The sequence below is a fragment of the Pantoea sp. ACRSB genome, assembly GCF_022346905.1.
In the GTDB taxonomy this organism is placed as follows: domain Bacteria; phylum Pseudomonadota; class Gammaproteobacteria; order Enterobacterales; family Enterobacteriaceae; genus Pantoea; species Pantoea piersonii.
This window is the reverse complement of the sequence record NZ_JAKRNL010000002.1, coordinates 260,370-273,448: the sequence shown is the minus strand read 5'-3', so window position 1 is coordinate 273,448 and position 13,079 is coordinate 260,370. Positions and strand designations below refer to the sequence as shown.

General features: G+C 62.3%; 12 protein-coding genes. 11 read left to right on the top strand and 1 reads right to left on the bottom strand.

Translation table 11 applies throughout. From position 1 onward, the window contains the following. Positions 1-7: 7 nt before the first annotated feature. The 8 genes from phnL (at position 8) to phnE (MHZ89_RS07555) (ending at position 6,878) form a co-directional block, all read left to right on the top strand. Positions 8-712, top strand: coding sequence for a phosphonate C-P lyase system protein PhnL (phnL, locus tag MHZ89_RS07590; protein ID WP_311782499.1), 705 nt, complete (start codon positions 8-10; stop codon positions 710-712). Further along, positions 709-1,845 (top strand): alpha-D-ribose 1-methylphosphonate 5-triphosphate diphosphatase, encoded by a 1,137-nt coding sequence (gene phnM, locus MHZ89_RS07585; RefSeq protein WP_311782498.1) that lies wholly within the window; start codon positions 709-711, stop codon positions 1,843-1,845. Before phnL ends, phnM begins: the two co-directional genes overlap by 4 nt. Continuing rightward, on the top strand, positions 1,845-2,381 hold the full coding sequence (phnN, locus tag MHZ89_RS07580) for a ribose 1,5-bisphosphokinase (protein ID WP_311782497.1): 537 nt from the start codon (positions 1,845-1,847) through the stop codon (positions 2,379-2,381). The genes phnM and phnN overlap by 1 nt, the downstream gene beginning before the upstream one ends. Then, on the top strand, positions 2,378-3,148 hold the full coding sequence (gene phnP, locus MHZ89_RS07575) for a phosphonate metabolism protein PhnP (RefSeq protein WP_311782496.1): 771 nt from the start codon (positions 2,378-2,380) through the stop codon (positions 3,146-3,148). Before phnN ends, phnP begins: the two co-directional genes overlap by 4 nt. A gap of 83 nt (positions 3,149-3,231) precedes the next feature. Beyond that, a complete protein-coding gene (gene phnC, locus MHZ89_RS07570) occupies positions 3,232-4,062 on the top strand; it encodes a phosphonate ABC transporter ATP-binding protein (protein WP_311782495.1) in 831 nt (276 codons plus the stop codon). A gap of 26 nt (positions 4,063-4,088) precedes the next feature. Further along, positions 4,089-5,015 carry a phosphonate ABC transporter substrate-binding protein gene (gene phnD, locus MHZ89_RS07565; protein ID WP_311782494.1) on the top strand — a complete coding sequence of 309 codons (927 nt, stop codon included), beginning with the start codon at positions 4,089-4,091 and terminating at the stop codon, positions 5,013-5,015. A 121-nt stretch (positions 5,016-5,136) separates the two neighbouring features. After that, on the top strand, positions 5,137-5,997 hold the full coding sequence (phnE, locus tag MHZ89_RS07560) for a phosphonate ABC transporter, permease protein PhnE (protein ID WP_311782493.1): 861 nt from the start codon (positions 5,137-5,139) through the stop codon (positions 5,995-5,997). Then, on the top strand, positions 5,994-6,878 hold the full coding sequence (gene phnE, locus MHZ89_RS07555) for a phosphonate ABC transporter, permease protein PhnE (protein ID WP_311782492.1): 885 nt from the start codon (positions 5,994-5,996) through the stop codon (positions 6,876-6,878). Before phnE (MHZ89_RS07560) ends, phnE (MHZ89_RS07555) begins: the two co-directional genes overlap by 4 nt. On the opposite strand, the gene MHZ89_RS07550 is transcribed toward phnE (MHZ89_RS07555), so the two are convergent. Further along, the gene (locus tag MHZ89_RS07550; RefSeq protein ID WP_311782491.1) at positions 6,832-9,414 is read right to left on the bottom strand and encodes an ATP-binding protein; all 2,583 of its coding nucleotides are present in this window, start codon (positions 9,412-9,414) and stop codon (positions 6,832-6,834) included. The genes phnE (MHZ89_RS07555) and MHZ89_RS07550 overlap by 47 nt on opposite strands. A 144-nt stretch (positions 9,415-9,558) precedes the next feature. Between MHZ89_RS07550 and MHZ89_RS07545 the strand changes: the two genes are divergently transcribed. From MHZ89_RS07545 to MHZ89_RS07535, 3 genes are all read left to right on the top strand, one after another. Further along, positions 9,559-11,073 carry a sugar ABC transporter ATP-binding protein gene (locus MHZ89_RS07545; RefSeq protein ID WP_311782490.1) on the top strand — a complete coding sequence of 505 codons (1,515 nt, stop codon included), beginning with the start codon at positions 9,559-9,561 and terminating at the stop codon, positions 11,071-11,073. 13 nt (positions 11,074-11,086) lie between these two features. Beyond that, positions 11,087-12,067: an ABC transporter permease subunit gene (locus MHZ89_RS07540; RefSeq protein WP_311782489.1), complete on the top strand. Its 981-nt coding sequence runs from the start codon at positions 11,087-11,089 to the stop codon at positions 12,065-12,067. 61 nt (positions 12,068-12,128) lie between these two features. Next, entirely contained in the window at positions 12,129-13,067 is a 939-nt protein-coding gene (locus tag MHZ89_RS07535; RefSeq protein WP_311782488.1) for an ABC transporter substrate-binding protein, read from the top strand. The last annotated feature ends 12 nt before the right edge of the window (positions 13,068-13,079 follow it).

The following is a 13,079-nucleotide window of genomic DNA, read 5'->3' as shown; positions in this document are numbered from 1 at the left end:
TAAACGCATGAACATACAACTGCGCGTCGAGGATCTCTGCAAAACCTTTGTGCTGCACAATCAGGGCGGCGCTGAACTGCCGGTTTTGCAAAACGCCTCGCTTGAGGTGGCAGCGGGCGAGGTGGTGGTGCTGCATGGCCGCTCCGGCAGCGGTAAATCGACGCTGCTGCGCGCGCTCTACGGCAACTATCAGGCCAACAGCGGCCATATCTGGCTGCGTCATCATGAAGAATGGGTCGATATGGCGAACGCCCCGGCGCGCCAGATCCTGGCGATGCGTCGCGATACTCTCGGCTGGGTCAGCCAGTTTCTGCGCGTAATCCCGCGCGTGCCAACGCTGGAAATTGTGATGCAGCCGCTGCTGGAGCGTGGGGTGGCGCGCGCCTTTTGCGAGAAGCGCGCCAGAGATCTGCTGACGCGGCTGAACGTGCCGCAGCGTCTCTGGTCGCTGGCGCCTTCCACCTTCTCCGGCGGCGAGCAGCAGCGCGTCAATATCGCGCGCGGCTTTATCGCCGACTATCCGGTGCTGCTGCTGGATGAGCCGACCGCCTCGCTGGATAAAGCCAACAGCGCGGCGGTGGTGGAGCTGATTGAACAGGCGCGCGCGCGCGGCGCGGCCATAGTCGGCATTTTTCACGATGAAGCGGTGCGCGAACGGGTGGCGGATCGCCTGCACGTCATGCAACCGATCAACAGCGGAGCGGAAGCATGATCGTCAATAATGTCACTCTGATTCTGGAAAACGAGCTGGTAACCGGATCGCTGGAGATGCGCGACGGCCTGATCGCCAGCTTCAGCGAAACGCCGAGCCGTCAGCCCGGTGCGCTGGACGGCGAGGGCGCGTATCTGCTGCCGGGTCTGGTCGAGCTGCACACCGATAACCTCGATAAATTCTTCGCCCCGCGTCCAAAAGTGGACTGGCCTGCCCACTCGGCGATGAGCAGCCACGACGCGCTGATGGTCGCCAGCGGCATCACCACGGTGCTGGATGCCATCGGCGTCGGCGACGTGCGCGACGGCGGTCATCGCCTCGACAACCTGAGCAAAATGATCGACGCCATCCGCGACAGCAACCGCAAGGGGCTGAACCGCGCCGAACACCGGCTGCATCTGCGCTGCGAGCTGCCGCACCACGCCACGCTCTCGCTGTTCGAGGCGCTGATGAGCACGCCGGAACTGTCGCTGGTGTCGCTGATGGACCACTCCCCGGGCCAGCGCCAGTACGCCTCGCTGGAGAAGTACCGCGAATATTACCAGGGCAAGTATGCGCTCAACGACCAGCAGATGGATGCCTTCGAGCATGAGCAACTGACGCTGGCGGCGCAGTGGTCGCAGCCGAACCGTCAGGCGATTGCCGCGCTCTGCCGCGCGCGTAACATCGCCATCGCCAGCCACGACGACGCCACCGAGGCGCACGTCGAGGAGTCACACGGCGTCGGCAGCGCTATCGCCGAGTTCCCCACCACGCTGGAGGCGGCGCGCGCCTCACGCGCGAAGGGGATGCAGATCCTGATGGGCGCGCCCAACATCGTGCGCGGCGGCTCCCACTCCGGCAACGTCGCCGCCTGGGCGCTGGCGGCGGAAGGGCTGCTCGATATTCTCTCCTCTGACTACTATCCTGCGTCGCTGCTGGATGCGGCGTTCCGCCTCGCCGCCGACGAGCGCAACGCGCTGGGACTGCCGCAGGCGGTGGCGCTGGTGACGCGCAATCCGGCGCGCGCGCTCGGCCTTGAGGATCGCGGGGTTATAGCCGAAGGCCGTCGCGCCGATCTGGTGCTGGCGCATACTGACCACGGCCATCCGCATATTCGTCATGTCTGGACGCAGGGCAGGCAGGTCTATTAATGGCGCGCCTGATCTGGCTTATCGGGCCGTCAGGCTCGGGCAAAGACAGCCTGCTTAACGCGCTGCGCGAAGCGCCTCCGCCCAATTTGCTGATCGCCCATCGCTATATTACGCGCGCGGCCGATGCGGGCGGCGAGAACCATATCGCCCTGACCGAGAGCGAGTTCGCGCGCCGCGCGGCGCAGGGGCTGTTCGCCCTGCGCTGGACGGCACACGGCCTGCACTATGGTCTTGGGCTGGAGCTGGATCTCTGGCTGGCGCGCGGGCATGACGTGCTGGTCAACGGCTCGCGTCAGCATCTGCCGCAGGCGCAGGCGCGTTACGGCGTACGGCTGCTGCCGCTCTGCCTGACGGTATCGCCGGAGGTGCTGGCGGCGCGTCTGCGCCAGCGCGGGCGGGAGAGCGAGACGGAGATTGCGCGTCGGCTGGATCGCGCCGCGCAGCTGCCGCCGCCGGGCTGCCGCCTGCTGAATAACAACGGCGCGCTGTCGCAGACCCTGCTGCAGCTGCGCCAGCTGCTGGAGCCGCTACCATGAAGCTGACCTTTCTCGGCACCGGCGGGGTGACCGCCGCGCCGCTTTTCGGCTGTGACTGCGCCGCCTGCCTGCGGGCGCGCAATGACATTAAACGGCGGCGCGCGCCCTGCAGCGCGCTGATTGAGGCGGGCAGCGAGCGCATCCTGCTGGACGCCGGTCTGCCGCTGCTGGCGGAACGCTTCGCCCCCGGCGAGCTGTCGCGCATTCTGTTAACGCACTATCACATGGACCACGTGCAGGGGCTGTTTGCGCTGCGCTGGGGGCTGGGCGAGGCGATTCCCGTCTGGGGGCCGCCGGACGAAAAGGGCTGCGACGATCTTTTTAAGCATCCTGGCCTGCTCGATTTTCGGCCGTCGCTGACGCCCTTTGTGCCGCATCTCTTCGGCGCGCTGCAGGTTACGCCGCTGCCGCTACAGCACTCGAAGCTGACCCACGGCTACCTGTTCGACTGGCATGGTGCGCGGCTCGCCTGGCTGTGCGACACCTGCGGTTTGCCGCCCGATACCGACGATTTTCTTTCGGGCCAGCGCATTGATGAGCTGGTGATTGACTGCAACGATCCGCCTGCGGCCACTGCGCGCAACCATAACGATCTGACGCGCGCGCTGGCGATTATCGACCGGCTCGCGCCGCGTCGCGCCTGGCTGAACCATCTTTCACACCATATGGATAACTGGTTAGCAAACAATGCGTTGCCTGAGTCTGTCCGGGTTGCCACCGACGGTTTTACCCTGTCGCTGGGCGCGGGCGACCCTGTCACCGTTTGATCACCTGACTGTCATCAGAGAGTCATCGCCTCGGGCCGTAATAGGCGTCAACTTACGACTTGTCAACGAATACGGAGTGAATCATGGCACAGGCACTGTTAAGAACAGTGGTGGACAACAGCAGCACGCCGCTTCGCCAGACTGGGCAGAAAGTATTGTCGGTGCAGGGCCTGGGCAAGAGCTGGGGCGAAAACCGCGTGCTGGACAATATCAGTTTTGATCTGCATGCGGGAGAAATGGTCGCCGTAATCGGCCGCTCAGGCGCAGGCAAATCGACGCTGTTGCATATGCTTAACGGCACGATCGACGCCTCTGAAGGCGCAGTGTACAGCCTGCGTGACGGCGAAGCCGAGCGTAACCTGCTGACGCTCAACAGCCGCCAGCTGCGCCAGTGGCGCAGCGAATGCGGCATGATTTTCCAGGACTTCTGTCTGGTGCCGCGCCTCGACGTGCTGACCAATGTGCTGCTGGGCCGTCTGAGCCAGACCTCGACGCTGAAATCCTTTTTTAAGGTCTTTTCGGACAGCGACCGCGCCCACGCCATCGAACTGCTGCAGTGGATGAATATGCTGCCGCAGGCGCTGCAGCGCGCCGAGAACCTGTCGGGCGGGCAGATGCAGCGCGTGGCCATTTGCCGCGCCCTGATGCAGAACCCGAAGATCCTGCTGGCCGATGAGCCGGTGGCGTCGCTCGATCCTAAAAATACCAAACGCATCATGGATGTCCTGCGCCAGGTGAGCGAGCAGGGTATCAGCGTGATGGTGAACCTGCACTCGGTTGAACTGGTGAAAAGCTACTGCACGCGCGTAATCGGCATTCAGCGCGGCAGGGTGCTGTTCGACGGCCATCCGGCGCACCTCACCGACAGCCTGCTGCAACAGCTGTACGGCGATGAAATCAATCAGCTTCACTAACTCCCACGGCAAGAGAAAAACCTCGAATGAAACTGACTTTATTAGCGTTACTGACCGGCGTAATGACCTTTGGCGTGAACGCAGCGGATGCGCCGAAAGAGCTGAATCTGGGCATTCTCGGCGGCCAGAACGCCACCCAGCAGATTGGCGATAACCAGTGCGTGAAGGACTTTTTTGATAAAGAGCTTAAGGTAGACACTAAGCTGCGTAACTCCTCTGACTATGCGGGCGTTATCCAGGGTCTGCTGGGCGGCAAGATTGATATGGTGCTGAGCATGTCGCCCGCCTCCTACGCCTCTGTCTATCTGCAGGATCCGAAAGCCGTGGATATCGTCGGCATTGTGGTTGACGACAAAGATGGTTCGAAAGGCTACCACTCGGTGGTGATCGTTAAAAACGACAGCCCCTATAAGAAGCTGGAAGATCTGAAGGGTAAATCGTTCGGCATGGCCGATCCTGACTCCACTTCTGGCTTCCTGATGCCGAACCAGGCCTTTAAAAAGGCGTTCGGTGGCAGCGTGGATGATAAGTACAACGGCTTCTTCTCCAGCGTGACGTTTTCCGGCGGCCACGAGCAGGATATCCTCGGCGTGCTGAACAACCAGTTCGACGGCGCGGTCACCTGGACTTCGCTGGTTGGTGACTACAACAGCGGCTACAGCTCCGGCGCCTTTGGCCGCATGATCCGCATGGATCACCCCGATCTGATGAAGCAGATCCGCATTATCTGGCAGTCGCCGCTTATCCCGAACGGCCCGCTGCTGGTAAGCAACAAACTCCCGGCCGATTTCAAACAGAAAGTGGTCGATACCATCAAGAAGCTGGATAAAGAGCAGCACGCCTGCTTTGTGAAGGCAGTCGGCGGCGCTCAGCATATCGGCCCGGCAACGGTCGCCGACTACCAGAATATTATCGATATGAAGCGCGACCTGGCGAAAGGCCAGCGCGGCTAAGGTTGACCGGGCATCTCTCTCCTGCGGAAAGAGATGCCCGAAGCCGACGCGGGTGACAGAGAGACGGGTTACTTGTGGGTTAAGCGTCTCTGCGTTTTATCACTTCATGCAGGAATCTCTTTTGACTGACTTCGAACGCTACTACCAACGCATCCGCCGCCAGCAGAAACGCGACACGCTTATCTGGTCGCTGGTGCTGGTCACACTCTATCTCGTTGCGGGCAGGATGTCGGAATTCAGCCTGACGACGCTCTGGGAGTCGATGCCGCACTTCTTCGACTACCTGTGGGAAACGCTGCCGGTACTGCACTTTTCCACGCTGTTCGACAGCGTGAAAACGGAAGGATCGCTCGCTTACTGGGGCTACCGCCTTCATTTTCAGCTGCCGCTTATCTGGGAGACGCTGCAGCTGGCGCTGGCGTCCACCGTCGTGGCGGTCGGTATTGCCGCGGTGCTGGCCTTCTTCGCCGCCGACAATACCAAAACCCCGGCGGGGCTGCGCTTCGCTATTCGCGCCTCTGTCGCTTTTCTGCGCACCATGCCAGAGCTTGCCTGGGCGGTGATGTTTGTTATGGCGTTCGGCATCGGCGCTATCCCCGGCTTTCTCGCGCTGGCGCTGCATACCATCGGCAGCCTGACCAAACTTTTCTACGAGGCGATCGAAAGCGCCTCCGATAAGCCGGTGCGCGGGCTGGCCGCCTGCGGCGCCAGCAAGCTGCAGCGTATGCGCTTCGCCTTCTGGCCGCAGGTTAAACCACTCTTTCTCTCCTACAGCTTTATGCGTCTGGAGATTAACTTTCGCTCTTCGACCATTCTGGGGCTGGTAGGGGCAGGGGGCATCGGCCAGGAGCTGATGACCAATATCAAACTCGATCGTTACGATCAGGTCAGCATCACGCTGCTGCTGATTATTGTGGTGGTATCGCTGCTGGATACTTTTTCCGGCCAGCTGCGCCGCCGCGTGGTGGAGGGATCGTCATGATTACGCTGGCGCCGGATATCGGCAAACTGAAGCAGGAACACCCGGCGCTGTTCGCCGCGCAGAGGCGCTATCTGCGCCGTATCGCGCTTATGGCCGTCGCGGCGCTGCTTTATTATATTTTCTTCTTTGAATTTTACGGCATTGAGTGGAGCCGCGCCGTGATGGGCGCGCAGCAGCTGGGCCGTTATTTTCTGCGCATGTTTGTCTGGCAGGATTTCCTCAACTGGCCGTTCGGCTACTACTTCTCGCAAATCGGCATTACCCTGGCGATCGTGTTTGCCGGAACCCTTTCCGCATCGATTATCGCGCTGCCGCTCTCGTTTTTTGCCGCGCGCAACGTGATGCACGCCCGCGCGATGCGTCCGATCGCCTGGGCGGTGCGTCGCCTGCTCGATCTGCTGCGCGGCGTCGATATGGCGATATGGGGGCTGATATTCGTTCGCGCCGTTGGCATGGGGCCGCTGGCGGGCGTGCTGGCGATTGTGATGCAGGATGTGGGGCTGCTGGGCAAGCTCTATTCAGAAGGGCACGAGGCGGTAGAGCGTTCGCCGAGCCGTGGCCTGCGGGCGGTGGGCGCCAACAGCCTGCAAAAACATCGCTTCGGCATTTTCACCCAGTCGTTCCCCCATTTCCTTGCGCTCAGCCTTTATCAGATCGAATCCAATACCCGCTCGGCGGCTGTGCTGGGGTTTGTCGGCGCGGGCGGCGTCGGGCTGGTCTACGCCGAAAATATGCGCCTGTGGAACTGGGATGTGGTGATGTTCCTGACCATCATCCTCGTGGCGGTGGTCATGATCATGGATGCGCTCTCCAGCCGGCTGCGTAAGCGCTATATCAGCGGGAAACCGGTGCCGCTCTGGCAGCCTGCCGGGCGCGACTGAGCCGCTCGCTGCGTTGCCAGGCGCGCGTCAGCGCCTGCGCCAGCTGCCCGCTCTGCCAGGGTTTCGCCAGCCGCTCGCACAGCGGCAGCGCGACCGGCTGCAGGCGCAGATCCTGACCGCTGATCAGCAGCGTCGCCAGCTGCGGCCACTGCTGCTGCGCCTGGCGGATCACCTCGGCGCCGTTCAGCGCGCCGGGCAGCATCAGGTCGCTGATCAGCAGATCGATATCGGGCGTCTGGCGCAGCAGCGCCAGCGCCTCTTCGCCGCTGTCACACTCCAGCGTCACGTAGCCAAGCTGATGCAGATGCTCGCAGAGCGTCTGGCGCACCGCCGGTTCGTCATCCAGCACCAGCACCAGCTTATCGCGCGGCGGCGGGGGCGTGACGGGCCTTACCGGCGTCAGTGCCGCCGCGCTTTCGGGCGCGCGCGGCAGCAGCAGACGTACGGTAGTTCCCTGGCCGGGGGCGGTGTCGATCTCTATCTGGCCGCCTGACTGGCGCACGAAACCATACACCATCGACAGGCCCAGCCCGCTGCCGCTGCCGGTCTCTTTTGTGGTGAAAAAGGGTTCGAATACCTGTTCCCGCACCTCGGCCGTCATGCCGCAGCCCTGGTCAGCCACCTCAATCACCACGCGCTCGCCTTGCTCCCGCCTTTGATTACAGATGCGCAGGCGGATTTCGCCGCTTTTTTGCTGCATGGCGTCACGCGCGTTGACCACCAGATTCATCAGCGCATTCTCCAGCTGGCTGGCGTCAATCCAGGCGAGCCAGCCGGGCTGCTGCGCCTCAATAACCAGACGCTGGGTGGGCAGCAGCGAGTGTTGTAACAGGCTTTGCAGCTCATCCACCAGCTGCGCCACCGAGACGGCGCGCGGATGCAGCGCCTGCTTGCGGGAAAAGGCCAGCAGACGCTGAGTGAGCAGCGCGGCGCGATCCGCCGCCTGACGGGCGCGTTCGACGCGGCTTGCCAGACTCCCCGGCGGCAGCTGGCCCTGGGTCAGTGCCAGGCTGCCGATAATCACCGCCAGCAGGTTATTAAAATCGTGTGCGATGCCGCCAGTAAGCTGGCCAACCGCTTTCATTTTCTGGCTGTGCACCAGCGCCTCTTCCAGCGCCTTGCGCGCGGTGCGCTCCAGCACCGTGTTGACGATACCGCGATGCGGCACCGGGCTGAAGCGCAGCTCCAGCGTGCGGCCATCCGCCAGCCGCACCTCCTGCGGCTCGCCCGGGTGCGGCAGATCCACGCCCGCACGCTGCAGCAGCTGGCGATAGTGCAGGCCGCGACGCAGCGCATGGTCGGGCAGCCCCAGCAGCTGCGGATACTGAGCGTTCCATACCACCAGCTGGCCGTCGTTGTCGAACAGCGCAAAGCCGTCGCGCATAGCGAGAAAAGTAGACTCAAGCTGGCTGCTCTTCTCCTTCAGCAGGCGCGAGGTATGCGCCAGCGACGCGGTATTGCGCGCAAAAACGTTGAAGGCGCGCGCCAGATCGCCCAGCTCGTCGCGCCGCTGCAGGCCGGGCACAGAGACGTGCTTTTCCCCCTGCGCCAGACGGGTCATCGCCTCTGCAATGGCGGTCAGGCTGGAACCGAGGTTGCGGTAGATATAGACCCCGGCATAGCCGGTGATCGCCAGCGCCAGCAGGGCGAACAGCGCGATAAACAGGATCACCGAGTTAAGTTCGCGGTGGGTCTCCGCGCTGCGCATTTCGCTCTGCTGCGCCACCTGCTGCACGCAGGCGGTAATATCGTCGTTCAGCGCCGCCACCAGCGCCTTGATGCGGTAGGTTGAGTAAGCGATAGCCAGATCGTTCTCGGCGAGCCGGTCCGCCAGCGGGCGCAGCGACTGCTGGGTCGCAATCAGACGCGCGATTTTTTCATCCAGCACCGCATCGCCAGAGGCGGGCTGCCACGCCGCCATCACCTGCTGCAGCTGATCGACTACCGCCCCAGGCGAGGGAGTGCGGATCGCCACCGCGAGCAGGCGTTCGGTCTGGTCGCGCAGCGACGCTGCTGGCCCGTCCGGCACCCGGATAGCGAGCTGATCGATATGGTCCAGCAGCAGCTGTGACTGCCACAGGCCGCTGAGCAGGGCATTGCGCTGCAGGTGGCGCTGATGACCGTTAATCAGCAGCTGGGTGATGGTTTGCTCCAGCATCAGGCTGCGCGCGCGGATGCGTGCAACCCGCGCGGTCTGACGCGTCGCGAGCGGCGCCGAGGCGAGCAGCGTCAGCGAATGCTGCAGCGCCTGCTGGTTCTGCTGCAGCCGCTGTGATTCGCTCTGATACTCCAGCGCGCCTACCACCTGCGACAAGCGTACCGCCGCCGTGGCGACGCTGGCGGTATCACGCGCCAGCGCCAGGCTGGCGCTCATATCGTTCAGGGTTTGCGCCTGCGCCTGCTCCTGAATACGCCCGGCATGGCGAAAGCCGAGTATCGCGACCACGCTCACCATCAGCGTGACGCACACCACCAGCAGATTAAACAGCAGCAGGCGGCCCCGCGCGCCCGCCTGCCAGGGATGTTCATGCCGCATATCGCGCCTCCGCGCCCGCCGTGACTGAGGCGAGTATAGGACGCGCCCTGACGCCGTTTATGACAAATATGAACGGCCGCTGACATTTTCCATTTATCTGGCGTTGCTTTACTCAGCCGTAACCACGGTTATCTGGAGCGGCCCATGACAGCCACACCGATTCTGCAGATGCGCGAAATCACGCGGCGCTTCGGCCAGTTTTATGCGCTCAAAGGCGTGGATCTCACCGTTTATGCCGGTGAAATCCACGCGCTGATGGGCGAGAACGGCGCGGGCAAAAGCACGCTGATGAAGATCCTGGCGGGCGCCTATAGCGCCACCAGCGGCGAGATCCTGATCGACGGCCAGCCCTACGCCCTTAAGGGGCCAAAGGAGGCGCTGGCGGCAGGCATCACGCTGATTTATCAGGAGATCAACCTCGCGCCTAACCTGACGGTAGCGGAGAACATTTTTCTCGGCAGCGAAATCACGCGCGGCGGCCTCATCCGCCGACGCCAGATGGCCGAAGAGGCGCAGCAGGTTATCGACCGGCTCGGCGCGCAGTTTAAAGCCACCGACCGCGTCAGCCGCCTCAGCATCGCTGAGCAGCAGCAGGTAGAGATCGCCCGCGCGCTCTACCGCAACAGCCGCATTCTGGTCATGGACGAACCCACTGCCGCACTAAGCAACCGTGAAACCGAACAGCTTTTCGCGCTGATTAAGCGCCTGCGCGCGGAAGGCATGGCAATCATCTATATCAGCCACCGGATGGCGGAGGTCTATGAGCTTTCCGATCGCGTCAGCGTGCTGCGCGACGGACAGTATGTCGGCAGCCTGACCCGCGACAGCCTCAACGCCAGCGAACTGGTGCGCATGATGGTCGGCCGTCCGCTCAGCGACCTCTTTAATAAAGATCACACCATTCCCTTCGGCGAAATTCGACTGGCGGTCAACCATCTGACCGATGGCGGCAAGGTGCGACCAAGCAGTCTGGCGGTACGCGCCGGCGAGATCGTCGGACTGGCCGGACTGGTGGGTGCCGGGCGCAGCGAACTGGCGCAGCTTATCTTCGGCGTGCATAAACCCAGCGGCGGCGAGATCTGGATTGACGGGCAGGAGGTAAAAATCCACTCGCCGCGCGACGCCATTGCTCGCGGCATCGGTTTTCTCACCGAAAACCGCAAAGAGCAGGGGCTTTTTCTGGAGATGGCGGCGCGGGAGAACATTGTGATGGCGACGCTGGAGCGCGACGCCAGCTACGGGCTGCTGAACCGGCGCAAAGGGGAGCAGATCGCCAGCGACGCTATCGCCACGCTCAATATCCGCGTGCCGCATGCGCAGGTGCGGGCGGGCGGCCTGTCGGGTGGTAATCAGCAGAAGCTGCTGATTTCGCGCTGGGTGTCGATTGGGCCGCGCATCCTGATCCTGGATGAGCCGACGCGCGGCGTCGATGTCGGCGCCAAAAGCGAGATCTACCGCATGATGAATCAGATGGCACAGCAGGGCGTGGCGATTCTGATGATCTCCAGTGAGCTGCCGGAAGTGGTCGGCATGAGCGACCGCGTTTACGTGATGCGCGAAGGCGCCATCGCAGGCGAGCTGGACAGAGAGCATATCAGCCAGGAAAACATTATGACGCTGGCCACCGGGGCGCATACGGCGTCGCCGACAGACATATAAGGAGAACAGAGCGATGACAGAAACCACGCGTGCCAAACCGCCCACCGTTAAACGGGCGCTGATGGGCGATCTGCTGCAAACCATTGGCATCCTGCCGATCCTCGTGCTGATTGTGGTGGTGTTCGGCTTTGTCGCGCCGAACTTTTTCACCGAGGCCAATCTGCTCAATATTACCCGCCAGGCCTCGATTAATATTGTGCTGGCGGCCGGTATGACCTTTGTGATTTTAACCGGCGGGATCGACCTGTCGGTCGGCTCAATGCTCGGCACCACGGCGGTGGTGGCGATGGTGGCCTCGCTCGATCCGATGCTCGCCAGCATGACGATTCCAATGGCGTTGGGCGCGGGTCTGGTGATGGGACTGTTCAACGGTATTCTGGTTGCCTGGGCCGGACTGCCGCCCTTTATTGTCACCCTCGGCACCTATACGGCGCTGCGCGGCGCCGCCTATCTGCTGGCGAACGGCACTACGGTGATCAACTCCGATATCAGCTTTGAATGGATAGGCAACGGCTACCTTGGGCCGGTGCCCTGGCTGATCGTTATCGCCTTCGCCGTAATTGCCCTCTGCTGGTTTATTCTGCGCCGCACCACGCTGGGCGTTCATATCTACGCGGTCGGCGGCAATATGCAGGCGGCGCGGCTGACCGGCATTAAGGTCGGCGCGGTGCTGGTGTTTGTCTACGCCATGAGCGGGCTGCTTTCCGGGCTGGGCGGGCTGATGTCTGCGTCGCGTCTCTATAGCGCCAACGGCAACCTCGGCGTCGGCTATGAGCTGGACGCCATCGCTGCGGTGATCCTCGGCGGCACCAGCTTTGTCGGCGGCATCGGTACCATTACCGGCACGCTGGTCGGCGCGTTGATTATCGCCACGCTGAACAACGGCATGACGCTAATGGGCGTCTCCTATTTCTGGCAGCTGGTGATCAAGGGCGCGGTGATTATTATCGCGGTGATGATCGACAAATACCGCACCCGGCACCACGTCTCATAAGCGCTTTTTTACCCTCCGCCATTCAGCCGTTGGCGATTCTAATAACAGCAGGAGAAGGTCTATGCGTTTTAATCCGATCGTAACCGGGCTGCTGGCGGCAACGCTGTTCAGCGCCTCTGTCGCCCAGGCGAAAGATCTCAAATCTATCGGCGTCACCGTCGGCGATCTTGCCAACCCGTTTTTCGTGCAGATAACCAAAGGCGCGGAGATGAAGGCGCGCGAGCTGGCGGGTGACAAAGTTAACGTAACGCTGGTCTCCAGCGGCTACGATCTGGGCCAGCAGGTGGCGCAGATCGATAACTTTATCGCGGCGAAAGTCGACATGATTATCCTCAACGCCGCCGACTCTAAAGGCATCGCGCCTGCGGTGAAACGCGCCCGCGACGCCGGGATTGTGGTGGTGGCGGTCGACGTCGCGGCCGATGGCGCCAATGCCACTATCACCTCGGATAACACCCAGGCGGGAGAGATGGCCTGTAAGTATATTTCCGACCGTCTGAAAGCGAAGGGCAACGTGCTGATTATTAACGGGCCGCCGGTTTCCGCCGTACAGAACCGCGTAGAGGGCTGCATGACCGAGCTGAAACGTCACCCCGATATCAAACTGCTCTCATTTAACCAGAACGCCAAAGGGAGTCGCGAAGGGGGGCTTGAGGTGATGACCGGCCTGCTGTCAGCCAATCCGAAGGTGGATGCGGTGTTCGCCATTAACGATCCTACGGCGATCGGTGCCGATCTGGCGGCGAAACAGGCACAGCGCAACGAGTTCTTTATTGTCGGCGTCGATGGATCGCCCGATGGCGAAGAGGCGCTGAAGCGTAAGAATTCGCTGTTCGTCGCCACCCCTGCGCAGGATCCGCAGGTAATGGCGGCGAAGGCGGTGGAGATTGGCTATGACATTCTGCAGGGTAAACCGGCGCCCGATAAACCGGTATTGATTCCGGTTACCCTGATCGATCGCAACAACGTCGGCAGCTACAAGGGCTGGACGGTAAAATAGCGTCAGGCGACG

Bases quoted from the DNA above. Each gene is read 5' to 3' on its own strand.
- phnL (WP_311782499.1), top strand. From the start codon at position 8: ATGAACATACAACTGCGCGTCGAGGATCTCTGCAAAACCTTTGTGCTG.
- phnM (WP_311782498.1), top strand. From the start codon at position 709: ATGATCGTCAATAATGTCACTCTGATTCTGGAAAACGAGCTGGTAACC.
- phnN (WP_311782497.1), top strand. From the start codon at position 1,845: ATGGCGCGCCTGATCTGGCTTATCGGGCCGTCAGGCTCGGGCAAAGAC.
- phnP (WP_311782496.1), top strand. From the start codon at position 2,378: ATGAAGCTGACCTTTCTCGGCACCGGCGGGGTGACCGCCGCGCCGCTT.
- phnC (WP_311782495.1), top strand. From the start codon at position 3,232: ATGGCACAGGCACTGTTAAGAACAGTGGTGGACAACAGCAGCACGCCG.
- phnD (WP_311782494.1), top strand. From the start codon at position 4,089: ATGAAACTGACTTTATTAGCGTTACTGACCGGCGTAATGACCTTTGGC.
- phnE (WP_311782492.1), top strand. From the start codon at position 5,994: ATGATTACGCTGGCGCCGGATATCGGCAAACTGAAGCAGGAACACCCG.
- MHZ89_RS07550 (WP_311782491.1), bottom strand. From the start codon at position 9,414: ATGCGGCATGAACATCCCTGGCAGGCGGGCGCGCGGGGCCGCCTGCTG.
- MHZ89_RS07545 (WP_311782490.1), top strand. From the start codon at position 9,559: ATGACAGCCACACCGATTCTGCAGATGCGCGAAATCACGCGGCGCTTC.
- MHZ89_RS07540 (WP_311782489.1), top strand. From the start codon at position 11,087: ATGACAGAAACCACGCGTGCCAAACCGCCCACCGTTAAACGGGCGCTG.
- MHZ89_RS07535 (WP_311782488.1), top strand. From the start codon at position 12,129: ATGCGTTTTAATCCGATCGTAACCGGGCTGCTGGCGGCAACGCTGTTC.